Origin of the sequence: Haloarcula sp. K1 (genome assembly GCF_001647155.1) — an archaeon.
Lineage (GTDB): Archaea > Halobacteriota > Halobacteria > Halobacteriales > Haloarculaceae > Haloarcula > Haloarcula hispanica.
On record NZ_LRHL01000034.1, the window covers coordinates 34403 to 59717 of the forward strand.

At 65.3% G+C, this 25315-nt stretch carries 28 protein-coding genes; 16 read left to right on the forward strand and 12 right to left on the reverse strand.

All coding sequences use genetic code 11. From position 1 onward, the window contains the following. Complete coding sequence (gene nadA / locus AV929_RS10755; protein WP_196219990.1) at window positions 1–1128, reverse strand: quinolinate synthase NadA; 1128 nt, start codon at window positions 1126–1128, stop codon at window positions 1–3. Window positions 1129–1397: 269 nt separating this feature from the next. After that, complete coding sequence (locus AV929_RS10760; RefSeq protein ID WP_064288248.1) at window positions 1398–2894, reverse strand: amidohydrolase; 1497 nt, start codon at window positions 2892–2894, stop codon at window positions 1398–1400. Between the two features lie 81 nt (window positions 2895–2975). Between AV929_RS10760 and hmgA the strand changes: the two genes are divergently transcribed. Beyond that, window positions 2976–4193 carry a hydroxymethylglutaryl-CoA reductase (NADPH) gene (gene hmgA / locus AV929_RS10765; protein WP_050007558.1) on the forward strand — a complete coding sequence of 406 codons (1218 nt, stop codon included), beginning with the start codon at window positions 2976–2978 and terminating at the stop codon, window positions 4191–4193. Between the two features lie 21 nt (window positions 4194–4214). Here the strand turns inward: hmgA and AV929_RS10770 are convergent, their stop codons facing one another. Both AV929_RS10770 and AV929_RS10775 read right to left on the reverse strand, forming a co-directional pair. Then, window positions 4215–4568: a hypothetical protein gene (locus tag AV929_RS10770; RefSeq protein ID WP_064288249.1), complete on the reverse strand. Its 354-nt coding sequence runs from the start codon at window positions 4566–4568 to the stop codon at window positions 4215–4217. Beyond that, on the reverse strand, window positions 4565–5089 hold the full coding sequence (locus AV929_RS10775; protein ID WP_014039601.1) for a DUF5817 domain-containing protein: 525 nt from the start codon (window positions 5087–5089) through the stop codon (window positions 4565–4567). Before AV929_RS10775 ends, AV929_RS10770 begins: the two co-directional genes overlap by 4 nt. 92 nt (window positions 5090–5181) lie before the next feature. On the opposite strand from AV929_RS10775, the gene AV929_RS10780 reads away from it, so the two are divergent. Then, window positions 5182–5520 (forward strand): cupin domain-containing protein, encoded by a 339-nt coding sequence (locus tag AV929_RS10780; protein ID WP_064288250.1) that lies wholly within the window; start codon window positions 5182–5184, stop codon window positions 5518–5520. Window positions 5521–5557: 37 nt separating this feature from the next. Then, on the forward strand, window positions 5558–6355 hold the full coding sequence (locus AV929_RS10785) for a hypothetical protein (protein ID WP_064288251.1): 798 nt from the start codon (window positions 5558–5560) through the stop codon (window positions 6353–6355). A gap of 19 nt (window positions 6356–6374) precedes the next feature. Here AV929_RS10785 and AV929_RS10790 read toward each other — a convergent pair whose 3' ends face one another. Beyond that, window positions 6375–6599, reverse strand: coding sequence for a hypothetical protein (locus AV929_RS10790; protein ID WP_014039604.1), 225 nt, complete (start codon window positions 6597–6599; stop codon window positions 6375–6377). Between the two features lie 81 nt (window positions 6600–6680). Here AV929_RS10790 and AV929_RS10795 point away from each other — a divergent pair, with 81 nt between their 5' ends. After that, window positions 6681–6908: a hypothetical protein gene (locus AV929_RS10795; RefSeq protein WP_008310699.1), complete on the forward strand. Its 228-nt coding sequence runs from the start codon at window positions 6681–6683 to the stop codon at window positions 6906–6908. Window positions 6909–7047: 139 nt separating this feature from the next. Here the strand turns inward: AV929_RS10795 and icd are convergent, their stop codons facing one another. Beyond that, complete coding sequence (gene icd / locus AV929_RS10800) at window positions 7048–8310, reverse strand: isocitrate dehydrogenase (NADP(+)) (RefSeq protein WP_064288252.1); 1263 nt, start codon at window positions 8308–8310, stop codon at window positions 7048–7050. 151 nt (window positions 8311–8461) lie between these two features. On the opposite strand from icd, the gene AV929_RS10805 reads away from it, so the two are divergent. Together AV929_RS10805 and map are read left to right on the forward strand one after the other, a co-directional pair. Continuing rightward, entirely contained in the window at window positions 8462–9304 is an 843-nt protein-coding gene (locus AV929_RS10805; RefSeq protein WP_064288253.1) for an isoaspartyl peptidase/L-asparaginase, read from the forward strand. A 43-nt stretch (window positions 9305–9347) separates the two neighbouring features. Then, window positions 9348–10244, forward strand: coding sequence for a type II methionyl aminopeptidase (gene map / locus AV929_RS10810; RefSeq protein ID WP_014039607.1), 897 nt, complete (start codon window positions 9348–9350; stop codon window positions 10242–10244). 287 nt (window positions 10245–10531) lie between these two features. Here map and AV929_RS10815 read toward each other — a convergent pair whose 3' ends face one another. Continuing rightward, window positions 10532–10729 (reverse strand): hypothetical protein, encoded by a 198-nt coding sequence (locus AV929_RS10815; RefSeq protein WP_004518623.1) that lies wholly within the window; start codon window positions 10727–10729, stop codon window positions 10532–10534. A gap of 243 nt (window positions 10730–10972) precedes the next feature. Between AV929_RS10815 and AV929_RS10820 the strand changes: the two genes are divergently transcribed. The 4 genes from AV929_RS10820 to AV929_RS10835 all read left to right on the forward strand — a co-directional run bounded on the left by AV929_RS10820 (window position 10973) and on the right by AV929_RS10835 (window position 13909). Continuing rightward, window positions 10973–11509: an HIT domain-containing protein gene (locus tag AV929_RS10820; protein WP_064288254.1), complete on the forward strand. Its 537-nt coding sequence runs from the start codon at window positions 10973–10975 to the stop codon at window positions 11507–11509. A 131-nt stretch (window positions 11510–11640) separates the two neighbouring features. Beyond that, entirely contained in the window at window positions 11641–12528 is an 888-nt protein-coding gene (locus AV929_RS10825) for a Rieske 2Fe-2S domain-containing protein (RefSeq protein WP_014039609.1), read from the forward strand. A 46-nt stretch (window positions 12529–12574) separates the two neighbouring features. After that, window positions 12575–13489: a cation diffusion facilitator family transporter gene (locus AV929_RS10830; RefSeq protein WP_014039610.1), complete on the forward strand. Its 915-nt coding sequence runs from the start codon at window positions 12575–12577 to the stop codon at window positions 13487–13489. A gap of 33 nt (window positions 13490–13522) precedes the next feature. Further along, entirely contained in the window at window positions 13523–13909 is a 387-nt protein-coding gene (locus AV929_RS10835; protein ID WP_014039611.1) for a DoxX family protein, read from the forward strand. A 43-nt stretch (window positions 13910–13952) separates the two neighbouring features. Here AV929_RS10835 and AV929_RS10840 read toward each other — a convergent pair whose 3' ends face one another. Then, window positions 13953–15236, reverse strand: coding sequence for a tRNA (N(6)-L-threonylcarbamoyladenosine(37)-C(2))-methylthiotransferase (locus tag AV929_RS10840; protein WP_014039612.1), 1284 nt, complete (start codon window positions 15234–15236; stop codon window positions 13953–13955). Between the two features lie 50 nt (window positions 15237–15286). Further along, window positions 15287–15982 carry a deoxyribose-phosphate aldolase gene (deoC, locus tag AV929_RS10845; RefSeq protein ID WP_064288255.1) on the reverse strand — a complete coding sequence of 232 codons (696 nt, stop codon included), beginning with the start codon at window positions 15980–15982 and terminating at the stop codon, window positions 15287–15289. A 162-nt stretch (window positions 15983–16144) separates the two neighbouring features. Between deoC and AV929_RS10850 the strand changes: the two genes are divergently transcribed. Further along, the gene (locus tag AV929_RS10850) at window positions 16145–16981 is read left to right on the forward strand and encodes a DUF63 family protein (RefSeq protein ID WP_064288256.1); all 837 of its coding nucleotides are present in this window, start codon (window positions 16145–16147) and stop codon (window positions 16979–16981) included. Between the two features lie 8 nt (window positions 16982–16989). On the opposite strand, the gene AV929_RS10855 is transcribed toward AV929_RS10850, so the two are convergent. Continuing rightward, a complete protein-coding gene (locus AV929_RS10855; protein WP_044951686.1) occupies window positions 16990–17403 on the reverse strand; it encodes a hypothetical protein in 414 nt (137 codons plus the stop codon). A gap of 311 nt (window positions 17404–17714) precedes the next feature. On the opposite strand from AV929_RS10855, the gene AV929_RS10860 reads away from it, so the two are divergent. Next, window positions 17715–18224: a hypothetical protein gene (locus AV929_RS10860; protein ID WP_014039616.1), complete on the forward strand. Its 510-nt coding sequence runs from the start codon at window positions 17715–17717 to the stop codon at window positions 18222–18224. 1 nt (window position 18225) lies between these two features. Here the strand turns inward: AV929_RS10860 and AV929_RS10865 are convergent, their stop codons facing one another. After that, window positions 18226–18447, reverse strand: a complete 222-nt coding sequence (locus tag AV929_RS10865; RefSeq protein WP_014039617.1) for a hypothetical protein — start codon at window positions 18445–18447, stop codon at window positions 18226–18228. A gap of 86 nt (window positions 18448–18533) precedes the next feature. Between AV929_RS10865 and AV929_RS10870 the strand changes: the two genes are divergently transcribed. Together AV929_RS10870 and AV929_RS10875 are read left to right on the forward strand one after the other, a co-directional pair. After that, window positions 18534–19259, forward strand: coding sequence for a nucleoside phosphorylase (locus AV929_RS10870; protein ID WP_004518634.1), 726 nt, complete (start codon window positions 18534–18536; stop codon window positions 19257–19259). A 112-nt stretch (window positions 19260–19371) separates the two neighbouring features. Beyond that, window positions 19372–20886: an HPP family protein gene (locus AV929_RS10875; RefSeq protein ID WP_064288257.1), complete on the forward strand. Its 1515-nt coding sequence runs from the start codon at window positions 19372–19374 to the stop codon at window positions 20884–20886. On the opposite strand, the gene AV929_RS10880 is transcribed toward AV929_RS10875, so the two are convergent. Beyond that, complete coding sequence (locus tag AV929_RS10880; RefSeq protein ID WP_050037598.1) at window positions 20883–22091, reverse strand: NAD-binding protein; 1209 nt, start codon at window positions 22089–22091, stop codon at window positions 20883–20885. The genes AV929_RS10875 and AV929_RS10880 overlap by 4 nt on opposite strands. Window positions 22092–22120: 29 nt before the next feature. Between AV929_RS10880 and AV929_RS10885 the strand changes: the two genes are divergently transcribed. After that, on the forward strand, window positions 22121–23401 hold the full coding sequence (locus AV929_RS10885; RefSeq protein ID WP_064288258.1) for a potassium channel family protein: 1281 nt from the start codon (window positions 22121–22123) through the stop codon (window positions 23399–23401). Further along, complete coding sequence (locus AV929_RS10890) at window positions 23398–25200, forward strand: TrkA C-terminal domain-containing protein (RefSeq protein WP_014039621.1); 1803 nt, start codon at window positions 23398–23400, stop codon at window positions 25198–25200. The genes AV929_RS10885 and AV929_RS10890 overlap by 4 nt, the downstream gene beginning before the upstream one ends. Window positions 25201–25315: the final 115 nt, after the last annotated feature.

Consider the following 25315-nt stretch of genomic DNA (forward strand, 5'->3'; position numbering starts at 1 on the left):
TTAGATCTCCAGCATTCGGTCCATTGCGACCTGTGCCAGTTCCTTCTCCTCGGGCGCGACCTCGATGACGTTGCGCTCGCGACCTTCGACCAGTTCCTCAAGCACCCACGCGAGGTAGTTCGGGTCGATCTGGCGCATGGCATTGCAGTCCATGCAGGCGTCGCCACACAGCGGGACGACATCCACCTCGGGGTGCCACCGCTGGAGGTGGTGGGTGAGGTGAATCTCGGTGCCGATGGCCCACGTTTCGCCGGGATCAGCCTCGGCGACGGACTCACAGATAGTCGACGTAGAGCCGGCCACGTCGGCGGCCTCGACGACCTCGCGGCGACACTCGGGGTGAACGATGACGTTCGCGTCGGGGTAGTCCTCGCGGATCGATTCGATGTGGTGCTCGCGGAAGCGTTCGTGAACCTGACAGTACCCCTCCCAGAGAATGACGTCGTTTTCGACGGCGTCAGCGGCGTCGGTGCCCTCGGCGTCCCACGGGTCCCACTCGACGGTTTCGTCGGCCATGCCGAGCCGGTGGGCCGTGTTCTCGCCGAGGTGCTTGTCGGGCAGGAAGAGTACTTTGTCGCCCTTCTCGAAGGCGTACTCGAAGGCCTTGTGGGCGTTGGAGGACGTACACACCAGGCCGCCCTGCTCGGCACAGAAGGCCTTCAGGTCGGCGTAGCTGTTCATGTACGTGATGGGGATAATCTCTTCGTCGTCGTCGAGCGCCGCGGTCAGTTCTGCCCACGCGGCGTCGACCTGCAGCGCCTCGGCCATGCCCGCCATCGGGCAGGACGCCTCCATCGACGGGAGGATCACGGACTGGTCGTCGTCCGTGATGATGTCCGCGGATTCGGCCATGAACGTCACGCCGCCGAAAATCACGTAGTCGGCGTCGGACTCGGCGGCCTCCTTCGAGAGCTGGTAGGAATCGCCGATGAAGTCGGCGTGTTCGACGATCTCCCGGCGCTGGTAGTTGTGGCCGAGGATGACCACGTCGTCGCCGAGGGTATCGAGCGCGCTCTCGATGCGCTCGGTCCGCTCGTCCGCCTCGAGGTCCCGGTACGCCGGCGGGAGTTGCTCGAGGTTGTCGTACTTGAAGAGGCTGAGGTCCGTCTCGAACGCGGCGGTTTCCATTTCGGGCACGATGTATCCACCTGTCGGTACTCACACTTCAGAACTCCTTCGTGAAAAGATTTTATCTTCAAAGTCGAGGGTTGGTGGGCAAGGAAATTGTATACCTGATATTGGAGGTAACTACAGTTCTGTTTCAGGTGTTGGTGGCCTATCGGGTTTTATATCCGGGTTTGGCGATCTAACTGCTTCTATATCCCGTACTGTCGAATTATGTTGTTTGTTACCGAGAAACAGGAAACGTGACGCGTCGATACTGCCGTCTGTCGGACTTACTCGCCGGAATCGAACACGACCTCGCCGTCGCTGACGGTCAGCGTGACGGCTACGTCCGAGATATCACCATCCGGTACGCTCCACGGAGAGGCCGATAGCACGGCGAAATCCGCAACCGATCCCGGCGTAATCGTGCCCATCCGGTCCTCGTCGAAGCCCGCGTACGCGGCACCGCTGGTGTACGCTCGGAGCGCCTCGTCGACTGTCAGGCGCTGGTTCGACTCCGGCGCGGTGACGGCCTGCTGGACGCCATACAGCGGGGAAAGCGGCATACAGTCGCTCCCGAAGGCCAGTTGTGCGCCGGCATCCACGAGGTCGCGGAACCGGTTCGTCAGCGCGCGGCGCTCGCCGAGTCGCTCGTCGTACAGGCCGCCCGGCACCGCCCAGCGGTGGAAGTTCGGCTGCGCCGAAACGACCAGTGGCGACGCCGCCAGTCGCTCCGCCAGGTCGCCGGTGAGCACCTCGGCGTGTTCGACGCGATGGCGCTCGTCCGCGGCGTCGACTGATTCGATAGCCGAAAGCAGCGCGTCGATAGCCGCGTCGCCGATGGCGTGAGCGGCGAACTGGAGGCCCGCGTCGTCGACCGCTGACACGAGTTCCCGGAGGGCATCTGGGTCCGTTCGCCACTCGCCGACGCTGTCGCTGTCGGCGTACGGCTCCCGGAGCCGCGCGGTGCCGGCCCCGAGCGACCCGTCGATGTACGTCTTGATCGCGCCCGTTTGCACTCGGTCGCTCCCGTGGTTCGTCACCAGGCCAAGCTCCCTGACTGCGTCGAGGTGGTCTGCCCAGTAGTTGAGCCGCACTCGCAGGGAGAGTGCGTCCTCGGTGTCTAGGTCGCGGTACACTCGCGGGGCGTGAGACTGCCGCACCATGTCGTGGACGGCGGTAATTCCTTCCGAGAGCGCCACCTCCTGTGCAGCCAGCAGATACTCCCGTGTCTGTGTGTAGTCGGGCGCGATGGCGTCGAAGACGGCCTCAGCGGCTTCCTCGACGAGCACGCCGGTCGGCGCTCCGTCCTCGGTCCGAACGCCGTCGCCGGGCAGGTCCAGTACGTCCAGCGCGGCGTGGTTTACCGACACCGTGTGGATATCCTCGCGCGCGGCCGCGACCGGGCGATCAGCGCTCACCCGGTCCAGCGTCGCCGCTTGCAGCAAGTCTCCGTCCCAGTCGCTCTCGTCGTAGCCAAACCCCAGAATCCAGCCCTCGCCGTCGTCGGCCGCCAGCAGCCGGTCGATGCAGTCGTCCGGGCCGTCTGCCCCGGCGAGGTCTGCCTCGACTGCACGGCGGCCGACGATGTCCAGATGCGTGTGAGCGTCGACGAAGCCGGGCAGCAAGACGCCGCCGCGACAGTCGACGGTCTCGGCACCCGCGGTCGAGAGGTCATCCGGGTCGCCGACGGCTGTGACAGTTCCGTTCGTCACTGCGACCGCCGATGCCGGACCGTCGCCGGACAGCGGCCGCACCTCACAGTTCGTGAATACGCGGTCGACCATACGGAACCCCCGAACGGCGACTGCAAAACGCTTGGCCTGCCAAGAGCAACTGTTAGGAGTCCCGAAGCCACACCGGTCAGTATGACCGACTCCGACGCTACGGCGCTCGCGGAGCGCGTTCGTGACGGTGAGTTGCGGCTCTACGAACTGGAAGACCACGCCGACCCCGACACTGCGGCGGCGGCCCGTAGACACCTGCTGGCCGAGGAGACCGGCGCGGACCTCTCAGCGGTCGGCGACTACACCTTCGACGCTGCCGACGCCGAGAGCAACATCGAGAACATGGTCGGCGCGGCGCAGGTCCCGATGGGTGTGGTCGGCCCGCTGCCCGTCGACGGCGGGGCCGCCGAGGGCGACCACCACCTCCCGCTGGCGACCAGCGAGGGCGCGCTGCTGGCCTCCGTCAACCGCGGCGTCTCGACGATTCGCAACGCCGGCGGTGCAACCGCTCGCGTGCTCAAATCCGGGATGACCCGCGCCCCGGTGTTCCGCGTCGAAGACGTGGCCGAGGCGGGTGAGGTGTCGGCCTGGGTCCGCGAACACGTCGACGTACTCGCCGATGCCGCCGAGTCGACGACCAGCCACGGCGAACTGCAGGACGTGACACCCTACGTCGTCGGCGACAGCGTCTTCCTGCGGTTCTCCTACGACACCAAGGATGCGATGGGGATGAACATGGCCACCATCGCGACGGAGGCGGCCTGCGACGTTGTCGAGTCCGAAACCCCGGCCGACCTCGTGGCGCTGTCGGGCAACCTCTGTTCGGATAAGAAGCCCGCCGCCATCAACGCCGTTGAGGGCCGCGGCCGGACCGTCGCCGCGGACGTGCTCATCCCCCACGAGCAGGTGGAGGAGCGACTCGATACGACTTCCGACGCTATCGTCGAGGCCAACACCCGCAAGAACCTCGTCGGCTCGGCGAAGGCCGGCGCGCTGGGGTTCAACGCCCACGCTGCCAACGTCGTCGCCGCCGCCTTCCTCGCGCTCGGGCAGGACATCGCGCAGGTGGTCGAGGGGAGCAACGCTATCACGACCGTCGACGCCCGCGAGGACGGTCTGTACGCATCGGTCACTATCGCGTCGCTGGAGGTCGGCACTGTCGGCGGCGGGACGGGTCTCCCCACGCAGTCCGAGGCGCTTGACGTGCTGGGCTACGGCGGCGGCGGCGACCCCGCCGGCAGCAACGCCGACGCGCTCGCGGAGGTCATCGCCGCCGGCGCACTGGCTGGCGAACTCTCTTTACTTGCGGCGCTGTCCTCGCGCCACCTCTCTTCGGCGCACGCCGACCTCGGGCGGTAGCGCCGCTCCTGTGTCAGTGCGCTACCGCTGCCGGCGCTGACTCACCAGAAATCCCGCTCCGGCCACCAGCACGACGACGCCGGCGAGCAGGAGTGCTTCCTGCCCAAGCAGTGGACCCAACACCAGCAACGCCCACGCGACGGCGAAGACACCGTGTGCGATGGCGAACAGCCGTCGACCGCGCCGGGCGAACACGACCGTCCCCAGCGCGAACCCGAGCGTGAGAACGACCGCCGAGAGCGCGACGGTGCTCACCTGCAGTGAGCCGACTGCGACGGGGTCAACGACCGGTGTGAGGAGAAACAGCAGTCCCGAGAGACCGACAAGAAACCCGACTACGACCGGTCCGGGCTCCAGATCTAACGTCGCGGTCATAGCAGCCGGTACTGCCCCCGACTCTCCGATGCCTTGCCGGCACGAACCAGCTTTGTCAGTGCCTTCCGGGTGTACGACGCCGGGACGCCGCGTTCCTCGGCGTAGGCCACGATGTCGTCCTCGGTCGGCTCGTCGAGGTTCCGGAGCGCGTTCGTGACCGTCTCCTTACGGCTCGACCCTCTTGTCGCCCCTTGCTCGGCGCGGTCGGCGGCCGCCGACACGGCGTCTGTATCCACCCCCGAATCTTCGAGGTACGTCTCGTCGTCCACGCCTGCGCCGTCGACCTGGCGCTCCATTTCGGCGTAGGAATCCAACTCCGCGAAGGCGTCACCCTCCCCCTGCCGGTTCGCCAGCATCGACGCCCGGACCTCACGGGCGTGGGCCTCGTCGTCCGTTTCGACGAACTTCCGCCGCTTCTCGTGTTTGCGGCGCGTGCCACACCGCGGGCACTGTGTTGTCTCCGGTCGCCCCTCAGTGACCCACAGCGCGCTGCAATCACTACACCCGACGACCGCGTACATACCTCTCTGTCAGGGCCGGACGGTACTGAATCCACCGACGTCCGATGCCGGGGGACGAAGGCTTAGGTGCGGTGGACATGACATAGCTGAGCATGGAAGAAGTACCACAGGCGGCCTGTGAGACAGTCGAAGCAGTCGACGGCGTTCACCTGACACAGTTGGCGGTCGGAGAGCAGATGAGCGTCCAGCAGTTTCATATCGAACCCGGCGCGGCCGTCCCGGAGCACAGCCACCGCCACGAGCAGGTCGGCTACGTTGTGAAAGGGACCTTTACCTTCCACGTCAACGGCGAGGAGTACGTCATCGGCCCCGGGGACTCCTACGTGGTCCCGAGTGAGGAGCCACACGAAGCGCGCAACGACGGCGAGGAACCGGTCCGGGGTATCGACGTGTTCAGTCCGCCCAGATCGAACCCGGACTGGCAGGACTAGCCACAACTGTTTGGGGCCGGCGGCCGTAGCGCAATCAATGACGCGAGCAGTGGCTGCTGTCGTGACGCTCGCGCTCGTACTCGCCGGGTGCTCGGGCTTCGTCCAGCAGGACAGCCCCGAAACAGTCACGCCGGCAGCGGTGCCGACCGATGGGGTCGGGTATCCGCCGGGCGTGAGCGACGAGGCAGTGGTGCCGCCAGTGCTGGCCAGCGCCCACGCGCGGACGCTCGCGACGACAAACTACACGCTGGTCTCCCGCCAGCGGGTCACCGACAGCAACGGGACGGTACTCCGGCGGTCCGACCACACACGCCACGTCGCGGCGAACAAGACGACGTACGCCGGGCAGTTCCGCCAGAACGGCACCGAACTGAACACTTTTACGACCCGCATTGATTACTGGACCAACGGCTCCATCGTCGCGGCCCGGTACGACGAGCGATCGAACGGGCCCCAGCGGGTCAAGTGGACTGTCCGCGACGACGGCCCGGTCTCAGACCTCTCGGAGCGGCGGATGATACGCGGTATCGGGGAAGCCGTCGATCTCTCCGTTGCCGACCGGAGCGACGGCGGCGTCGTCCTCGTCGGCACCCGTTTCACGGACCCTGACAGGCTCAGTACACCCCTGTTCGTGAGCGCCCCTCGCAATGTCTCTGTCCGGCTCCGCGTCAGTCACGACGGTACCGTCTCGGCGCTTCGGCTGGCATTCGATGCCGAACGGAGCGACCAGCAGGTCCGTGTCACGCAATACCTGCGGCTACGAAACGTCGGGTCTACGACAGTGACACAGCCGGTGTGGGTCGCGAACACGACCCAGCGGTCGCTTCAGGAATAACCGCCCGCAACGAACGAATTCAGGCGCTACCGAGCGCGGGCAGGACTCGGCGGGAGGCGAGCATATAGCCGGCGTACAGGAGGACCAGCCCCATATATACTTCCCACGCAGCGAACGCGGAGATGCCGCCGGACAGGTCGGCGAGAGCGGCCTGTTCGGTGAGTGCTCCTCCCACAGTTAGCCCGGCCGCGAGAACCGTCGAGAGAAGGAGTTCAAGTAGCTCCGGAAGCGATTCTGAAACCATGTATGCGCAGATATCAGTGTCAACCCGCTTGTAGCTCTTTCGATCCGAGAGAGCTTTGTAGGCTCGCGAGAACGGACCTGTATGAGCCAAAACTGGAACGCGGACTACGCGACACTCGCAAAGCGCGGGTTCATGCTTGGGGCGGGGCTGTTCCTCCTCGGCATCGCGGGGGAAGTCGCCGGAAGCGCCGTTCTCGGGACGCTCCCCGCCTGGGGCGACACGCTGCTGGTCGACATGGAAATGCTCGGTATTCTCGTCGGTCTCCTCTCACCGCTCGTGTTCGGTGTGGTCCTTCCGCTGACGGAGTAACCCTTCTCTGACGGATACGCTCGATAAAACGACTCCCGAGCTACGGCCCCGTTCTCCCGACAGCACGACCGCTCGTCTCGCCAGTCCCGGCTGTTGTGCGCAATAAAAATGTAGAGTTTGGGTGATCAGCGCGACTCGCTTACGCGAGCTTCTCTATATTCTCGACGACCTTCTCGGCGAACTCGCTGGTGGCGAGCTTGTTGCCGCCCTCGATCTGGCGTTCGAGGTCGTAGGTGACGTCGCCCGAGGAGATGGTCTCCTCGACGGCGTCACGAACGAGCTGGCCGGCGTCCTTCCAGCCCATGTATTCGAGCATGAGTCGGCCGGAGAGAATCATCGCGGTTGGGTTGACCTTGTCCTCGCCGGCGTACTTCGGCGCGGAGCCGTGGACCGGTTCGGCGAGACAGCGGGCCGAGCCGAAGTTCGCACCGGGGGCGATGCCGAGCCCGCCGATCTGTGCGCCGGCGGCGTCGGACATGTAGTCCCCGTTGAGGTTCATCGTCGCGATGACGTCGTACTCGTCGGTACGGGTCAGGAGCTGCTGGAGCATGTTGTCGGCGATGCGGTCGTTGACGACCAGCGCGTCCTCGGGCGCTTCGCCGTCGTACTCGTCCCACAGCTCGTCCTCGGTGATGACGTGCTCGCCGTACTCCTCTTCGGCGACCTCGTAGCCCCAGTCGCGGAAGGCACCCTCGGTGAACTTCATGATGTTGCCCTTGTGGACCAGCGTAACGGAGTCGCGGTCCTCTTCGAGGGCGTAGTCGATGGCCTCGCGGACGAGGCGCTTAGTCCCGAACTCGGTGATCGGCTTGACGCCGATGCCGACCGGGCCGTCGTGGATGGTCTCGTCGAAGTCCATCTCGTCCTCGACGAACTCCTTGACTTCCTCGACTTCGTCGGTGCCGGCCTCCCACTCGATGCCGGCGTAGACGTCCTCGGTGTTCTCCCGGAAGGTGACCATGTCCATCTCCTCGGGGTCCTTGACCGGTGACGGGACGCCCTCGATGTGGTAGGTCGGGCGGACGTTCGCGTAGAGGTCGAGCGTCTTCCGGAGCGCGACGTTCAGCGAGCGGAAGCCGGCGCCGACCGGCGTCGTCAGCGGCCCCTTGATAGCGACGTTGAACTCTTTGATGGCTTCGACGGTGTCATCAGGGAGGTTCTCGTCGTACTTGTCTCGGGCGGACTGGCCGGCGTAGATGCGCATCCAAGAGATGTCACGACCGGTTGCGTTCGCGGCGGCTTCGAGCACCTTCTGTGCGGCCGGACCGACGTCCGTCCCGATACCGTCCCCGTGGATGATGGGGATGATCGGGTTCTCCGGAACGTCGAGTTCGTCGTCCTCCGTGACCTGAATCTGCTGTCCCTCGTCGGGAACCTCCACTTTATCGTAATCGTAGCCCATATTCCGCCAATTGACAGTCGCCCCTAAAGGCGTGCCGCTTTCCCTCAGACATGGTAACACAGTCCGTAAAGAAAGGGCTTCGACCGAACGTCGGGACGACACTAACGTCATAGCCGGAGGTGATATGCCGTTCGTGTGTCAACGGGGTTGCATGCACGTCATCGTCCACGGCGGCGCGGGCAGTCCACCGGAGTCACCGGCCACTCGGCAGGAAACACTCACCGACGCCGCTGAACGGGCAACGGCGGCGGAGGGTCCGATGGACGCAGTGCTAGCCGCGCTTCGACCGCTCGAATCCGATCCGGCGTTCAACGCCGGCGTCGGTGGGGCCGTCCAGAGCGACGGCGAGGTCCGGACCGACGCTGGACTGATGACCGACGCCGGCCAGGTCGGGGCGGCGTGTGCAATGTCTGGCGTTGTACACGCCACCGATGTGGCCCACAGTGTGGGAACCGAGACGCCACACGTCTTGCTGGCCGGTGACGAGGCCGTCGATTTCGCGGCAGGCATGGGTGTCGAAACCGGTCGCGACCTCACGACTGCGGAGACACGACAGCGATACGAGGCCGCTGACCCTCCTGATGGCGGACCCGCAGATCATCTTGAATGGGTCCGTGAGCATTTCAGCGGCACTGACACCGTCGGCGCGGTCGCGACCGACGGGGGCCGGCTCGCGGCGGCGACATCGACCGCCGGGCGCTGGTTCGCGCTGGCCGGTCGGGTCGGCGACGTACCGCAGATCGGCGCTGGCTTCTACGCGGACGACCGCGGTGGCGCGAGCGCGACCGGCGAAGGGGAGGCTATTGCCCGGTTCGGCCTAGCCCGCCGCGCCGTCGAACTGCTCGACACGTACGGCCCGCGACAGGCCGCCGAGGAGGCGATTGCGGCGTTCGAGGACGCTACTGGCAGGCGCGCCGGCGTAATCGTCCTCGACCACGCCGGCCACACCGGAGCCGAACGCAACACCGCCGCGATGCAGACCGCGACGAGATAGCCAGAGGGAAACCCCTTTGGCCGCCACCGACTAACCGGCGTGCATGACTGACGTGGACTTCGATTCCGAGCAGTACGAGAAATGCCGTGAAGCAGGCGAGATTCTAGCACAGGTACGTGACGAGGCAGCCGAACGCGTCGAGGTGGGCGTCTCCCATCTCGAAGTCGCCCAGTGGGCCGAGGACAAAATCAAGGAGTTGGGCGGCAAGCCGGCGTTTCCGGTGAACATCTCCATCGACGAGGAGGCGGCCCACGCCACGCCCGAGCGCGACGACGACGCAACATTCGGCGAGGAGATGGTCAACCTCGACATCGGCGTCCACGTCGACGGGTGGCTCGCCGACACCGCCGTGACGGTCGACCTCTCCGGGCAGGACGAACTCGCCGAAGCGCCCGCCGAGGCCCTGGACGCCGCGCTGGACGTTGCCGGCCCCGGTGTCGATGTAGGCCAGATCGGCGCGGCCGTCGAGGAGGTCATCGAGGGGTACGGCTACAACCCCGTCGTGAACCTCACCGGCCACGGACTGGGCCACTGGGAGCAGCACACGTCGCCGAACATCCCGAACCGCGAGGTGGCACAGGGTGCAACGCTCGACGTGGGCGACGTGGTCGCCATCGAGCCGTTCGCCACCGATGGCCGCGGTAAGGTGCAGGAAGGGGCCGACGAGGAGATTTTCGCCCTCGAACGGGAAGGGTCAGTTCGGAACCGGCAGGCTCGACAGGTCCTCGAACAGATTACCGAGGAGTATCGGACCCTCCCCTTCGCGGCCCGCTGGCTCGATTCGCCGCGAGCGGAGATGGCGCTTCGCCGCCTGAAACAGCAGGATATCGTCCACGGTTATCCAGTTCTTAAGGAGCAGGACGGGGCCTACGTCAGTCAGAAGGAACACACCGTTATCATCACCGAGGACGGCTGTGAAGTGACGACCCGTTCGCGGTAGCGTGAACACCGGCTTCGAACCCGCTGGACTGACACCGGACTCCGCTTCTTGAGCATCCACAGCGACATCTCTCTGTGGCCGGTGTGAAAGGGTGTGATGGGTGGGGGGTGTGGCCACACAGTCAGAGACCGCGCGGCGTATGGAAACGGTGGGGTGGGGGGTGTGTGGCCACGCAGTCAGAGACCGCGTGGCGTATGGAAACGGTGGGGTGGGGGGTGTGTGGCCACGCAGTCAAAGACCGCGTGGCGTATGGAAACGGTGGGGTGGGGGTGGGGTGTGTGGGATGGTCAGGCGTTGTTCATCCGCGTTGACGTGGTTGTACCACAGATCTGACACTCGCTGACCCGATACGGCTCTCGGGAGAACGCCGCGTTCTCGCGTTTATCGGACTCTGTCTGTATCTGGACACGCACGGCGTGCGGTGTCTCGCGGTCACACGTCGAACAGTGTTCAGCCATGTCAACGCCGTCGTTTATCGCTGCCATCCCGCCTGATACAAGCCGGGTACGGAGTATAAAAACCACCTTCAGTTCTGGTCCGTTCAGCACTGTTTATCGCCAGATAGCGGCCGATTTTTTCGGATTGCTGCCTTAGAGAGGACAAGAATGTTTAAAAGCCCATCTAAGGCTATAGAATCCGGTCTACGACCGTGAACGGCCAACACTTTTATATAGGGCTTCTGCGGCAACAGTCACGTTGTTTTTGCTGGTGGGTCGACAACTGGCGGTATGGACAAGGTGTTCGCGCCGTGGCGCATCGAGTGGGTCGAACGCGAGGAGACGAACCCCGATGTCGACTGCGTGTTCTGTGCGTTTCAAGCGGGGGAGGACGACCGGGCGAACAACCTCGTGGCACGAAGCGACCACGCCTTCGTCCTCCTGAACAACTACCCCTACAACCCCGGGCATGTGATGGTCATTCCCCACACCCACACCGGCGAGTACGGCGACCTCGACGACGAAACCCTGCTCGATCACGCCCGACTGAAACAGCGGACCTTCGATGCTCTCGAAACGGCGCTGTCCCCGGACGCGTTCAACGCGGGGCTGAACCTCGGTGGCTCCGCGGCCGGCGGGTCGATTGACGACCACCTCCATACTCACGTCGTCCCGCGGTGGAACGGCGACACCAATTTCATGCCGGTCATCAGTGACACGAAAGTCATCGTCGAGGCCGTCGAAGAGACGTACGACCGGCTCTACGCTGCGTTCGCATCACAGGACGGGACAACCGCTCCTGACGACGGGGCTGTCCGAATCGAGTAGTTCGGCCGGCCGGCCGTACCGACAGAGACGCGGTCTTCGTCCGTGGGACTGTGGTGAAACGGCCGATTTCCGGTAGCTGAAAAGCATCGGGTGGGCCTTTTTCAGTAGACGCCAAACTGTCGTATGGTCCCATGACGCAAGAAGCCCCTCCAAATCACGGCCAGCGTGATAAGTACCCAGCCCCGTCCGGTCGCCGCCGCTTCGTCAAAGGACTGGTCGGTGCCAGTGCATTGTCGGGAGTGACGACTGTCGGCGGCTTCGCAGTCGACGCAGCGACTGACCAAGGCGGTGTCGGTGGTGGTACCGTGTCCTATATCGGCATCCAGAACATCGCTGGCCCGGCGAACCGACCGATGCCGCTCGTTCCGCTGGAGATATCCGATGGCGCACTCCGCGGAAAGTGGCCGTCCGTCTCGGAAGTGACCACGGGCGGTGATACTTTCCGTATCGCCAAAGCGGAGTTGGGCGGCGTGACGTATTCCCAGCAGTGGTTCCAGTACTGCGGGCTCGAAGTCGCCGCGGGACTCGAGCCAGACCCCGAGCGTGACGGGTTCCTCAGGTCGAAGGCGGCATATGACTGGCAATCACAGCTGAATGACGGAGATAAACTCCGTGTCGAGCACTTCGAGGACTACGAGTCTTGGGGAAACGATATCGGTAGCGACGGTCTCGGCAAGCCAGCGGTCGCGACCTGGCGTTCACAGGGCGAGGACGTCAAAGAGATACAGGTGCAAGTGTTCCGGACACCTGCTGTCTCGAAGATGGTCGCCGGTGACGACGAGTATGCCGACCTCGCCGGTGAGATACGCGAGTTCCTGGACGCGGCCACTGCTAAGGATTTCATCGCATGGGTGAACCGCTGTACGCACCTCTGCTGTAATCCCGGGTATAAGACGATGCCCGGAAGCGCGAAGTTCGAGGCTGCCGACAAGGTGTACTGTAACTGCCACCAGTCGGTATACGATCCGTTCTCGCCGACGACGGCAACTTTTGCGTCGCGGCCTCGGCCACAGGGATAGCTCAGTGTCGAAGCGGCTTTGACGGCGGCCCGACAACGGGGGAGCAATGTCACGCCGCGCGACGCTCAGGCGGGTCGGCCTGCTCGTTCTCGGCGTCAATCTCCTCCTCGTGCTGCTGAAAGCCAGCGTCTGGCTCACCACCGGGAGCTTCGCTGTCCAGTCCGAGGCGGTCAACAGCGCCGCCGACACCGCCTACTCGCTGGTCATCGTCGCTGGGCTGTACCTGACGACGCGCCCGCCGGACTTCGAGCATCCCCACGGCCACGAACGTATCGAGCCGTTCGTCTCGCTGTTCGTCGCCGCGGGTATCTTTTCCGCTGGCGGGTTCGTCCTCTGGAACGCCGGTACTGCCCTGCTGACCGGGAACATCTCGGTAACACAGGGGCCAGCCGCCGTGCTCGTGCTCGCCTTCTCGGCCGTCGCGAAGTACGCCCTCTACCGCTACTGTCTCCGCGCGGGCACGGACCGTAACTCCCCGGCGCTCATTGCGACGGCGAAGGACAACCGCAACGACATCCTCACCGCGGGAGCGGCGCTGGTCGGCGTCGGTGGTGCGATGGCCGGTTACCCCATTGCCGACCCGCTGGCTGCGCTCGTCGTCGCCATCGGCATCATCTACACCGGCATCGAGGTCGTACAGGAAAACGTCACCTATCTCGTTGGCGGCGCACCACCGGAGGACCTCCGGCGCGAAATTCTTCGCCGCGCGCTGGACCACCCGCAGGTCCGAGGCGCACACGACGTTATCGCCCACTACGTCGGCCCCGAAATCGACGTGAGCCTCCACATCGAGGTGGAAGGCGACCTGACGCTGTTCGAGGCCCACGACATCGAGACGGCGGTCATCAAGTCCATCGAGGAACTCCCGGAGGTCGACGACGCGTTCATCCACGTCGACCCGAAGGAACTCGGCGAGTGGAAAGACGACGAGGAAGTGGAACGACTCGCTGACCTGGAGTGACGTTTTAGTAGCTTCCGTGCCATGCCGTAGCATATGAGTGACGACTCATCACGTAGCTGGCTCGCGCTTGGACGACTGTTGTTCGGCCTCGGTGTGGCCCTCCAGGCCGCTGAGGACTTCCGCGATATGGAGGACGCAATCGAGTACGCTGAGTCTGCGGGTGTCCCCGCGCCGGACCTGCTGGCCCCGCTGGCCTCGGGGATGATGCTGGTCGGCGGGCTGGGGACGGCATTCTGGCGGCTCCCGCGCGTTTCGACCGGTGCCGTCGCCACGTTCCTCGCCGTCGTTACCCCGACGATGCACGACTTCTGGAACGCCGACCCGGACGACAAGAGTGGTGAGCGCCTGGCTTTCTTCGGCAACCTCGCGATGTTCGGCGGAGCGATAGCGTACCTTCGTGAAGCCTACAGCGGTGACTGACGGCTCGGTCGATTCCGACTGAAAATTCGGGCTGCCGACCCGCTCAGTCCGCGACCTGCGCCCGCTCGATCGGCTCGCCGAAGGCGTAGACGGTGTTGTGGCTCGTGATCTCCACGTCGACCGTGTCGCCGATTTCGAGGCCGCGCTCCTGTGCGTCGGCGATGACGACCTGTCGGTAGGCCTCGTCGTAGCCCACCAGCGACTCGTCGGTACCGTCCTCGACGAGCAACACCGAGGACGTGTGGCCGACCATCTCCTCGTAGGCCTCGGCCATCAGCTCCATCTTCGCCTCGCTCATCTCCTTCGAGCGGTCCTTCTTCGTCTGGCCGCCCAGGCCTTTCATGTCGGCGGCGTCGGTGCCGGGCCGCTTGGAGAAGCGCGTGACGTTGATCTTCTCGGGCCGGGTCTCGCGCAGCAGCGCCATCGACTCCTCGTGGTCGGCCGGCTCCTCGGTCGGGAAGCCGACGATGAAGTCCGTCGACAGCGTCCAGTAGTCCAGGTGGTCGTCCAGCGTCTCGACGACCTCCAGATACTCCGAGACGGCGTGTTGCCGGCGCATATCGGCCAGCACGTCGTCGCTGCCGGACTGGACCGGCGCGTGGATGAAGTTGTACAGTTCGTCGTGCTCGGCGAACACCGCCGCGAGTTCCTCGCGGACGCCGTGGAGGCCCTTCGGGTTCGCCATGCCGACGCGTACCCGGAAGTCACCGTCGATGTCGGAGCAGATGCGGTCGAGTAGCTCCGGCAGCAGGCTCGTCCCCTTGTTCGTGTCCCAGCCGTAGACGCCGGTGTCCTGGCCCGTGATGCGGATTTCCTTCGCGCCGGCGTGAACGAGCGCGCGGGCCTTCTCGACGTTCTCCTCGACCGACGGCGACTCGATTCGCCCGGTCGCCTGCTTGGTGATGCAGTAGGAGCAGTCCGACATACACCCCCGTGCGATGGGAAGGATACCAACGACGCCGTTGAGCACCGTTTCGGTGTCCGGCGTGATTGTCGGGCACTCGCCGTTGAGGACGTACTGGGGCACGTCGTCCCAGTGGAGTACCTCCGCGTCGACGTCGGCGCTCTGGAACTCCTCGCCCTGTGCGAGCGCCATACAGCCCGTGATGACGAGGTCGGCCGGCGTTTCTTTGTCGAGTTCTTTGGCCCGTGCGAGCATGTTCCGCTCGGTTTTCTCAAGCACCGTACAGGTGTTGAGAATCGCTACGTCAGCCGACTCCGGCCCGTCGGCGGGATGGTGCCCGCCCTCCCGGAGCGCCTGCTCGATCTGCTGGGTCTCACCTCTGTTCGAGGTGCACCCGTACGTCTCGATATGATACCGGGCCATTCATCCAGACACTATCGCCAGGACGGCAAAAGGGCGACGGATTAGACCGGTCAGTAGCCGTCGGTTGTGTCCGCGTCGTCTCGGTCTGTCTCCGGTTTGGTTGGAGTTTCGCCCTGCGTTTCGGCCTGCCACTCTCGGACGATAGTATCGCCGCTAGAGGCCCCGATACGCTCGGCCCCGGCCTCGAACATCGCCTCGGCGTCGGCCCACGACCCGACGCCGCCGCTGGCTTTCACCGGGAGGTACTTGCTGAGGATCTCCACGTCGTGGACTGTCGCGCCGCCCTCGCTGAACCCCGTCGCGGTCTTGAGATACGCGGCATCAGCGTCTGCGACCAGTTGGCCGACCCGTTCGAGTTCGTCGTCAGAGAGCAGCGGCGCTTCGACGATGACCTTCACGGGAACCGGGACGCTGGCGACGACCTCGGTGATGTGGTCCCGGACGGCGTCGTCCTCGCCGGCCTTGAGTAGGCCGATGTTACACACCATATCCAGTTCGTCGGCCCCGGCGTCCCAGGCCAGTTTGGCCGCCTGACAGACGCTGTCGGTCTGACCCTGACCGTGTGGGAAGTCGATGACGGCCGTGAGCGGGACGTTTGCGTATTCAGTCGCCAGCGGGACCGCCCACGGGGGGATGCACGCCCGCATTCCGTACTGTAGCGCCTCGTCGAGGCAAGTTCGCACGTCGGCCGGTGTCGTCGTCGGTCCGAGGATCGTATGTTCGATGCGGTCTGGAATGTCGTCCATACCGCGGGGTGACACGCGGTGTCTACGTAAAGACGGCGGGCGGCGGACGGTGCGGGCCGGGTGTCCCGCTGTAGTGGCTGTCCGCGATAGCCGCTCGTACCGGTGTGCCCTCCGTCGGTCTCGTTCGGAAGGTTTTCCCTCGTCGGCGTCGGCGTGAGGGACATGGTACTGCCTTCGGGGTTAGCGCTCCCGCCGCTTGAGTACACCGTGGCGCTGCTTGCGGGCACACTCGTGGTGACAGCGCTGTTGTACGCCCTCGAACCACCGATCGACCAGCGGACCGTGGTCGCCCTGACGCCGTGGATGGCACTCGGCGGCGCGCTCCACGCGTTCCACCAGCCACCGATTGAAGCGTACAGGCCCGTGGTCGCACCGCTGTTCGGCGCACCGGCGGTGTACCTCACGACGTTCGTCACACTGGGTGTCGTCTGGATCACGCTGACGCTGTTCAGCGTCCGGCGCGGCCACAGCGAGACGATATCGCGCAATCTGGGGTACATCGGTATCGGACTCCTGACTGTGTTGCTCGTCATCGCCGTCGTGGTGGCACTGGAGTCCGGCCTGCTGGGGCTCATCTGGCCGACTGTCGCCGTCGTCGTCGCGACTGTTGTCACCGCTGTAACGGTGCTTGCGGTCGCGCTGTGGCGGACGCCGGTCGTGGTTCGGATGCGCTATGCGGCCCCGACTGTCGTGTTCGCGCATATGCTCGACGGCGTCTCGACGGCGGTCGGCGCTGACGTTATCGGTATCACGGAGCGAACGCCGATCCCCGCCCGTATCATGGAGTTTGCCGGGACACTCCCGACAGCGCCGTATCTCGGCAAAGGCTGGCTGTTCGTGTTCGTCAAACTGCTCGTGGCGATTGCGGTCGTCTTCCTGCTCGATGACTACCTCGAAGAGGACCCGGTCGAAGCGAGCCTCCTGCTCGCGCTCGTGACCGCCGTCGGTATCGGCCCGGCCACGAACAACATCGTCCTGTTCCTGTTCAGCCCGGTCTGAGGGCGGCGTTATTCTGCCACCGAATCGCTGCGTCGCTCCTGCCGTTCCTGTTCGAGCCGCTGACACCCGAACACGAGCGGCTCCGGCATGTCCGTCGCGTTCGACTGCAGCGATTCGAGCACGACGGCCACCTCCTCGAACCGTGGTCCGCGACCGGCGACCAGTGGCTCTGTATCCCACGTAATGAACTCGTGGTCGGACAGCATCGGCAGGTGACAATGGTACAGTTCCTGTCGAAGGACCGCCGGGTCGCGCGGGACGTTGGGGTTTACGGCACTTTCGGGGAGTGGGACTGTCTCGTCGGGGTGGGCGTCTGACAACGAGATGACGAGCTGCCGCCGCGGCTCGGCCGTAACGGCCTTGAAAACCTCGTCCCAGCGTCTAATCACCTGCTTCCCGTTCTGGTAGCGTTGCTGTGTCATAGTATAACTTACCACATATAACTGGCCGGCGACATATATATCACCGTGGTGTAATATATTGAGTGAATTGAACGGCGAGGACAGCCGTCCCCGATTGACCCGAAACGACACAGCTGAGGGTGTTGAAACGGGTGTGATAACACCTGGGTCCGCATACCGTACTGTCTCATCACTCTATGTACCCTGCCAGACTCTGCGGTACTACACTCGACAGTGCCAGAGCCGTCGGTGATATCTCGGGAGGGTATCCTCGCAACGGACTATCCCGCCACCAGACCTGTCGTTTCTGCTCTCCCCAGCCGCATGACACAATGCTCATTGGCACTGCGAACAAGGGACGATACGTGCTTGACTACCCCCTCACGCAGTGGGCGTTCGTCTGTGTCGTCGCCGGTGCGGTCGTCGGTCTGTTGTTGAACATCCCGATGATGACACAGGACCAGGGGTACCTGCCGGCGCACGTCGCCGCGGCCGGCCTCACTCGTGCTGACCCGGCCGCAGTGGGCCGTCCGCTCGCCGCCGTCGTGCATCACGGCACCGCCCTCGTTGCGGCACTGCTCTACGGCGCGGTCGTTGCAGGCCTCTCGTCCGTGCTTCCGACGGCAGTCTCGCTCAACGGCGTCCCGCTGCTACCGCACATTATCGGCGTTGCGGGCGTCACCGCGTTCATCTACTACTTTTTCGCCCGCATCGCCATGCCTCGCTTCGGCGGTAGCGTCCGGGACGATGCCGACGAGATCATTCGACAGTGGGCGCTCACGGCGTTCATCTTCGGGACGGCGCTCGCGCTGTTCGTCCCGGTGCTCGTCACCTGGCTGTAAGCTACGTATCCTCGACCCGCTTCGAGAGGTTTCTGTAGGCTCCGAGATACAGGAATACGCTGGCAAGGAGCGCGAACGGGACGACGAGGGTCCACGAGGGGCCGTCCGGCGTTCCCGCGCCGACGGTGTAGCCGGTCAGCAGTCCGAGGACGACTCCGGCGGCGAGAGCGATACCCGCCGGTCCTCGCATCCGCCTGTCGAACAGCGAGAGATCGTCTGCCATACGTCCGCTCTCGCGGCCGTCCTACCTCACTGTTGTGAACGACGGGAATCCACTGACTACTAAATAGTTCCGTGCGACTGGCCTGTATGGCGAAACAACCGCATCTACTCGTCGAACCGGGTGACCTGACAGACATCGCGCTCGTGCCGGGTGACCCCGGGCGTGTCGACCGCATTGCGGGCCTCTGTGACGACCACGAGGTCGTCGCGGAGAACCGCGAGTACAAACTCGTCAATGCGACCTACGACGGCCGCGAACTGACGATCTGTTCGACCGGCATCGGGTCGCCCTCGACGGCCATCGCCGTCGAGGAACTGGAAGCTGTCGGCGTCGAGACGCTCATCCGCGTCGGCACGACCGGCGCGCTTCAGGAAGGCATCGAAATCGGCGACATGGTCGTCGCTAACGGCGCTGCCAAGGACGAAGGAACGTCCCAGCGCTACGAATCGAAGTCCGTCCCGGCCGTCCCGGATTACGACGTGCTCTCGTCGCTGGTCGACGCCGCCGAGGCGAACGACGAGGACGTCCACGTCGGCCCCATCGCCACGGACGACGCCTTCTACGCCGAGACGGACGAGTACATCAACGACTGGGAGGCCGCTGGCCTGCTGGCCGTCGAGATGGAGGCCGCCGCGCTGTTCTCGCTGTGTCGTCGCAAGGGCCTGCGCTCGGGCGCTATCTGTACCGTCGACGGAAACCTCGTCGAGGGGACACAGAAGGGCGAAACTGAGGACGAGGAACTCCCCGAGAAAGCCAAGAACAACGTCGAACGCGCCATCGAAATCAGTCTGACGGCGACCACGTCGCTGTAAGCGTCGGAACCGCTGGGTTCTGCGAGCGCCCGTCGGGGGTGTCCCGTGTGATCGGTCGGTCGCGCCGCTTCCCGGCGGAGGGCTTAACAGACGTTCTCCCGTGGGAAACTGTATGCTCGACCAGTTCCGGAAGCGACTCAACGCGGCGGTCAGACGGCTCCGGCGGGTCGAGCGCCGCGAACTACAGGACTTCAGACGGTGGGCCGAGGTGACCGAAAACCTCGTCCACCTCTCCATGCTGGTGTTCGTCCCGCTGGCTATCGTGCTGGTGACGACGCTGGCGAACGCCGTCCCACAACTAAGCTTCCTGCTGTTCCCGCCGCTTGCAGCGGGGTCGTACACGCTCTTCGTCGATCCGACGAGCAAGTACTCCGACCCGAAGCGGTTCGTCGCGGGACTCACCATCGGTGCGGTCTGCGGGCTGGGCGCGCTCGCCGTCTCGAACAGCTACCTCACAGCCCCGGGCGGCCAGTTCGGCGTCAGCGCGCTCGGTGCCGGTCTCGCCGTCTTCGCGACCGGCGTGGTCACCTGGCCGCTCGACATCGAGGAGCCGTCGTCGTACTCCACCGCCCTGCTGGCGCTGCTGGTCGAACCGAGCCAGCGGGCGGCGTTCGTTGTCAGCATCTTCCTCGCGAGTTCGCTCGTGGCAGCCCTCTTCGTCGTCTGGCGCGAGGAGTTCTACGAGCAGCGGGCGACGTACCTGTACGAGTCGATGTCCGGCGACGACCACGTCCTCGTCCCGATGCGCGGCGACTCGGCTGGCCAGACAGCGATGCTGGGCGCGCGGCTCGCGGCTGCCCACGAAGCCGGGAAAGTCGTCTTGCTGGACATGGTTTCGGACAGCGACGCCGCCACAACCCAGCAGTCGCTCATGCGGGACACGATACAGATGGACATCCGGTCGGAGAACGGGTCCGGCTCGCCATCGGCCCGGACTCGTCCCGTCGCTGACGGCGGTAACCCAGCCAACGCGTCGGTATCACCCGACCAGACTGACCTCGAAGCGGAGGTCGACTGGCTAGAGACCCACGCCGACCGCATCGAGACGCGAACGGGCGTTTCCTGTCAAGTCGTCGTCGCGAGCGACGACGGGTCACCGGCGCAGACGACGCTGCAAACCGCGGCCGAAACCAACTGCGACCTCATCGTCGCGCCCTACGAGAGTCGACACGGGGCGCTGACGTCGTATTTACAGCGGCTGTTCCGCAGTGAGAGCGACATCGTCGTCCATCGGTCACGGAGCGACCGGACCCGCTGGAAGCAGGTCATCGTCCCCGTGCGGTCTGTCAGCGACGTGGCCCACAATATGGTCGACTTCGCCACGCGACTAGCCGGCCGGAGCGGGCGGGTCGCCGTCGCGACCTGTATCGGCTCCCGCGGGGACCGCCGCCGGGCCGAAGAGATGCTCGCGGACCTCATCGAACCGTACGAGGGGGCGTTCGAGACGCGAGTCCCGCGGACGGACATCCAGACGTTCCTGACCGATACCGCCCCACAATACGACCTGGTCATGATCGGGGCGAGCCGCGACCGGAGCAAGGCGTCGCGGTTCATCTCGCCGCCGACGTTCGAACGGTTGGAGGACGTGGAGACGGACGTCGCTATCGTCGACCGCGGCCGGGCCTAGATATCTGCGTCGTCCTCGTCGTTCACGTCGAGCAGGTGGTCGGCGATGTTCTCCATCCCCTCGCGACCCAGTGCAGACTGGACGATGAGGTGCCCGCCCAGCACCGCCGGGCTGATGACTGTGTCCGCGCCCGCCCGGCGGAGCTTCTCGATGTTTTCGCGGTCGGTCGCCCCGGCGACGATGTTGACCTCCGGATTGAGCGTCTGTGCCGTCAGTATCGCCAGCGCGTCCTGTGCGTCGTCGTTCGTCGCCGCGACGACCGCCGCGGCCTCCTCGATACCGGCCCGTTGCATCGGCTCTTCGTCGCTCGGGTCCGCGGTCAGAACGGGGATGTCCTGTTGTTGGAGCCGCGTGGCCGTCTCCGTGTCCGGCGTGATGACCACGAAATCGATTGCGCCGGTCAGTTCCTCGATGATCGGTTCCGTCAGGTCGCCGTGGCCGAGCACCAGTACGTGGTTCTCGAGCAAGTCCAGTTGTGCGTCAGTCATGTTTCCGAGTGCCTCCGAAAGCCGCTTCTCGATTGCCGGGCCCAGCAGCGACCCCAGCGCGATGGCGAAACTGGCCGTCCCGAGGACGACCACCGACATACCGAACAGTATCGCCTGCTGGCTCTGTGGGGTCATGTCGCCGTACCCGACGGTACTGGCCGTGACCAGCGTGTAGTAGAACGCGTCGGTCGCCGTCGAAAGATTGGTGAACTCGTCCCGGAGCGCGTACGATCCCGCCGTCCCGTACATGAGCGAACCGAGGAGTGCCGCGCCCGCGGCCAGTTGCGCTGTCGAGAGGTCGACCGACCGGTCGAACCGCCGCCGGTTCAGCAATATTACTGGGAGCGAGAGCAGCGAGAGCGCGACGAGCGGTATCGACACCGCCGAACTCGGCACTGGGCCGATAAACGGGAGCGGCACCTCCGAGTTCTGCACCAGCCCTTGAACCGCCGCGACGGGAAGTAAGACGACGGTCGCGTACCACGCGACCCGCAGGCGGCGACGGAGTCCGACGACGCTAACGAGTAGCGTGAATCCCGTGAGCGCACCGGTGAACCCGGCGGTGCGCTGGATGCTTCGCGGAATGAGGTCTCCGAGCGGCCCGCTGATCGACACGGCACTGATGTTGACCACACCAGTGACGAACGACAGCACTGCCACCAGGACCGGCAAGAGTATCGTTGCGCGCGCTCCCAACCAGTTCCGCGGCCTGTCCATACCCATCCAGATTACAGCGGTGGGTGTAAATGTACTGTCCGCGGGCCGGAAGCGATTTACTACCGGCCACGCAGGATGTGGACATGGCTTCGCTCCCGGTCGAGGTGTTGATGGGGATCTATCTGGGGTTGTTGGTGGGAGTGATACCGGCGCTCGTGTCGTGGGCGCTGGGGTTCAGTTTCAAGTACTTTACCGGCATTACCGTGCCGGGGTTCGGTGTTGTCGTGCTGGCAATCGCACTTGCCGGCGTCAGCGGGGGTCTCATGGCACTGGCAGACAAGTCGATTACGCAGGCCCCCAACGCCGAGCGAATCATTACTGCAATCGTTCTCGTCGGGATGGTGTCGCTGTACGCTCACAGCAAGGGCGACCAGCTCGGGGCGGAGTTCCCGAAGCGGCTCTCTTTCCAGGGGCTCCGCGAGAAGAAACTCTCCGCCGATGTGGTCGAATTTGTCGGCGGCCGCGACGAAGTCCGTATTCGCATCGTCGGCGACGTGGCCGACATGGAAGGGTATCCTGCGCTTGCGGAGCCGCTCCGGGCCGAAATCCGCAGCGAGGAGTGGCGGTTCCCGGCCGACCTCCGCATCGGCGAACTCGAACGCCGGATGGAGGAGCGGCTGAAATCGGAGTTCGACCTCGGCGACGCCGCCGTCTCCATCGACGAGCAGGGGCGAGCGACGGTTGTCGCCGCGCCGCCGTTTTCGGGCCTGTCGAAGCGTGTGGGCGACAACCGTCACGCCGTTTCGGTGGACGCGCTGTTGCCGACCGGGCTGGCCCGAAACGATGAGGTGACAGTGCTGACTGAGGACGCACAAGTTCGGGGAACCGTCGTCAGTGCCCGGTCGACGCCGTCGGCCGACGAGACACCAGCCGAGACCCCGACGGAACCGGAAATCGCTGACTCCGAGACGCCCCCAACGCCGGTACAGGCACCGACGACTGACGGCGGCGAGGGCCGGCTCACGGTCGCCGTGACCCGGACGGACGTGCAACCACTCCTGCGGTCGGCTCAGCCAAAGGTCGTGGTCGAACCCCGCGGAACCCATCGGGAGTACGAACTTGTCTCCCTGCTCCGTCGGGCCGGAAGCCGGTTTCGCCGTCTCACAGTTCGCGCCGACGGCCCGCTGGATAGGACGACGCTCCGGGACGCCAAAGTTCGGGAGGTCTACGACGTTGCCATCGTCGCTATCCGGACGGCGGACGGTTGGCAGGTCGCGCCACGCGGCGACGCGGCTGTCGAGGCCGGCGACGAACTGTACGCGATTGGCCGCCGCGCCGACCTCGACGCCTTCGCGGAGGCGGTCGCATGACGCCGCTCGGCCTGACACTGCTCGCACAGGTCGGTGCGAACCTGCAACTGGGGACGGTGTCGCGGGCGCTGGTCGAGGGCGTTGTCTGGCTCCTCGTCATCACGCTGCTCGCCGCGACGCCGGCGGGCGCTATCGCCGTCTTCTATCGCTGGTACGTCCGCGAACGCATTCAGACCGGGCTGGCGGTCCTGTTCGGCCTGACCGCGGTCGTCCTCGTTATCGGCGCGACGACGGCGCTCAGCGAGGTCATCGCCCAGCGCGAGGACGTGCTGGCGGCCGGTGCAGTCCTGTTGAACCTCGCTGCGTTCCTCGCCGGCGGCGTCGGGGCCTACGGCGGGATGCGTATCGGGGACCGACTGGGCGTCGACCTCTTCGCCGCGACCGGCGGCCGGAACATCGACGCTGACGTGAGCGAAATCGTCCAGACCGTCGGCCGCGTCACGTCCGTTCGCCTGCCCGAGGATATCGACGACATCATCGGTTACGACCCGATGCCAGACGAGACCAAAGAGACGCTCGCGAACCGGCGCTTTCTCTTCCCGCGGCGGCTGACGAAAGACGAACTCCGGGACCGCCTGGTCGTCCGCCTCAAGACCGATTACGGCGTCGGCCACGTAGACGTCGAACTGGCCGACGACGGCAACGTCGACTACCTCGCCGTTGGCTCACGGGCGGCCGGCATCGGCCCGACGCTGCCGCCCTCGACGAACGCCGTCGCCATCCAGGCCGATCCGGCCCACGCCGCGAGCGCCGGCGATCTGGTTCAGGTCTGGGAGCAAGCGCCGGCGAAGCGCGTGCTCACCGGCGAACTCCGGGGCGTCGCTGACGACGTGGTGACAGTCGCTATCGACGCCGCCGACACGCCGAAACTCGACCCGCAAACGCAGTACAAGCTCGTCACGCTCCCGGTGCAGGACCGCTCCGACCGGGAGTTCGCCTCGCTGCTTCGTGCGGCCGACGAGACGATGGGAACCGCCACTGTTGAACCGGGGAGCACGCTCGACGGTGCGGCGGTCGGCAGTCTGGCAGTCACTGTGGTCGCGATTACCCGAGACGACCAGCAACCGGAGACGATTCCGTCTCGCGGGCGTGTGCTGGCGGCCGGCGACACTATCTACGCAATCGCCACGCCGGACGCGTTGCGGCGGCTGGAGCAAGCCACGGAAGGGACCACGACAGCGACTGTGACGGACGAGTCGGAAGACGATACTGCTGACGAGGACGGCCAGTCAGGCGCGTCTGACCCGGCTGCTGGAACTGAGCAGACTGACGGGGCGGCTGAACCAGCGGCCGACACGACTGATGCCGATGCCCACGACAGCGCGGGGGATGTCGACGCGGCCGAGACCGATGCCGAGGATACGACCGACACCGACGCTGAGATAAACAGAGCTGACACCGACACTGCCGGTGAACCGGCTGACACCGCCGCTGAGGATGGGGCGGCTGATACTGCTGCTGACGCTGGCCTGGCTGATATCGGCGCTGACGACGGGACAACCGAGACCGGAGACGAACCCACGGACGACGACCCGCTGGCGGCGCTTCGGAACGCCGATGTGGAGGACGCAGACGACGAGCTGACTGCGGACGAGGCGTTCGAGGACTTGCCGGCAGACGACGGCGACGATACCGTCGAAGTGTGGGACCCGGAAGAGCGAATCGACGGGGCGGACGACGAGCTGACTGCGGACGAGGTCGACGACAGCGACTCGGCGGACTCCGAAGCGCCCGCCGAGGACGGAGACGGCGTCGACGACGAATCGGGCGCTGGTGACGACTCGGAGAAGTCAAACTGAGAGGCGGGCCTCCCTATTGCTGGATGCACGCCGTCGCCGGCTGCCCTTCCCCGGTCCACCTGAACGGGCCGGACACACCTCGGTCCGGAACCCTCTTTTGCCGGACGCCCGGAGT

Coding starts and splice junctions, on each gene's coding strand:
- nadA (WP_196219990.1), bottom strand. CDS start 1,128: ATGGAAACCGCCGCGTTCGAGACGGACCTCAGCCTCTTCAAGTACGAC.
- AV929_RS10760 (WP_064288248.1), bottom strand. CDS start 2,894: ATGGTCGACCGCGTATTCACGAACTGTGAGGTGCGGCCGCTGTCCGGC.
- hmgA (WP_050007558.1), top strand. CDS start 2,976: ATGACCGACTCCGACGCTACGGCGCTCGCGGAGCGCGTTCGTGACGGT.
- AV929_RS10770 (WP_064288249.1), bottom strand. CDS start 4,568: ATGACCGCGACGTTAGATCTGGAGCCCGGACCGGTCGTAGTCGGGTTT.
- AV929_RS10775 (WP_014039601.1), bottom strand. CDS start 5,089: ATGTACGCGGTCGTCGGGTGTAGTGATTGCAGCGCGCTGTGGGTCACT.
- AV929_RS10780 (WP_064288250.1), top strand. CDS start 5,182: ATGGAAGAAGTACCACAGGCGGCCTGTGAGACAGTCGAAGCAGTCGAC.
- AV929_RS10785 (WP_064288251.1), top strand. CDS start 5,558: ATGACGCGAGCAGTGGCTGCTGTCGTGACGCTCGCGCTCGTACTCGCC.
- AV929_RS10790 (WP_014039604.1), bottom strand. CDS start 6,599: ATGGTTTCAGAATCGCTTCCGGAGCTACTTGAACTCCTTCTCTCGACG.
- AV929_RS10795 (WP_008310699.1), top strand. CDS start 6,681: ATGAGCCAAAACTGGAACGCGGACTACGCGACACTCGCAAAGCGCGGG.
- icd (WP_064288252.1), bottom strand. CDS start 8,310: ATGGGCTACGATTACGATAAAGTGGAGGTTCCCGACGAGGGACAGCAG.
- AV929_RS10805 (WP_064288253.1), top strand. CDS start 8,462: ATGCACGTCATCGTCCACGGCGGCGCGGGCAGTCCACCGGAGTCACCG.
- map (WP_014039607.1), top strand. CDS start 9,348: ATGACTGACGTGGACTTCGATTCCGAGCAGTACGAGAAATGCCGTGAA.
- AV929_RS10815 (WP_004518623.1), bottom strand. CDS start 10,729: ATGGCAGCGATAAACGACGGCGTTGACATGGCTGAACACTGTTCGACG.
- AV929_RS10820 (WP_064288254.1), top strand. CDS start 10,973: ATGGACAAGGTGTTCGCGCCGTGGCGCATCGAGTGGGTCGAACGCGAG.
- AV929_RS10825 (WP_014039609.1), top strand. CDS start 11,641: ATGACGCAAGAAGCCCCTCCAAATCACGGCCAGCGTGATAAGTACCCA.
- AV929_RS10830 (WP_014039610.1), top strand. CDS start 12,575: ATGTCACGCCGCGCGACGCTCAGGCGGGTCGGCCTGCTCGTTCTCGGC.
- AV929_RS10835 (WP_014039611.1), top strand. CDS start 13,523: ATGAGTGACGACTCATCACGTAGCTGGCTCGCGCTTGGACGACTGTTG.
- AV929_RS10840 (WP_014039612.1), bottom strand. CDS start 15,236: ATGGCCCGGTATCATATCGAGACGTACGGGTGCACCTCGAACAGAGGT.
- deoC (WP_064288255.1), bottom strand. CDS start 15,982: ATGGACGACATTCCAGACCGCATCGAACATACGATCCTCGGACCGACG.
- AV929_RS10850 (WP_064288256.1), top strand. CDS start 16,145: ATGGTACTGCCTTCGGGGTTAGCGCTCCCGCCGCTTGAGTACACCGTG.
- AV929_RS10855 (WP_044951686.1), bottom strand. CDS start 17,403: ATGACACAGCAACGCTACCAGAACGGGAAGCAGGTGATTAGACGCTGG.
- AV929_RS10860 (WP_014039616.1), top strand. CDS start 17,715: ATGCTCATTGGCACTGCGAACAAGGGACGATACGTGCTTGACTACCCC.
- AV929_RS10865 (WP_014039617.1), bottom strand. CDS start 18,447: ATGGCAGACGATCTCTCGCTGTTCGACAGGCGGATGCGAGGACCGGCG.
- AV929_RS10870 (WP_004518634.1), top strand. CDS start 18,534: ATGGCGAAACAACCGCATCTACTCGTCGAACCGGGTGACCTGACAGAC.
- AV929_RS10875 (WP_064288257.1), top strand. CDS start 19,372: ATGCTCGACCAGTTCCGGAAGCGACTCAACGCGGCGGTCAGACGGCTC.
- AV929_RS10880 (WP_050037598.1), bottom strand. CDS start 22,091: ATGGACAGGCCGCGGAACTGGTTGGGAGCGCGCGCAACGATACTCTTG.
- AV929_RS10885 (WP_064288258.1), top strand. CDS start 22,121: ATGTACTGTCCGCGGGCCGGAAGCGATTTACTACCGGCCACGCAGGAT.
- AV929_RS10890 (WP_014039621.1), top strand. CDS start 23,398: ATGACGCCGCTCGGCCTGACACTGCTCGCACAGGTCGGTGCGAACCTG.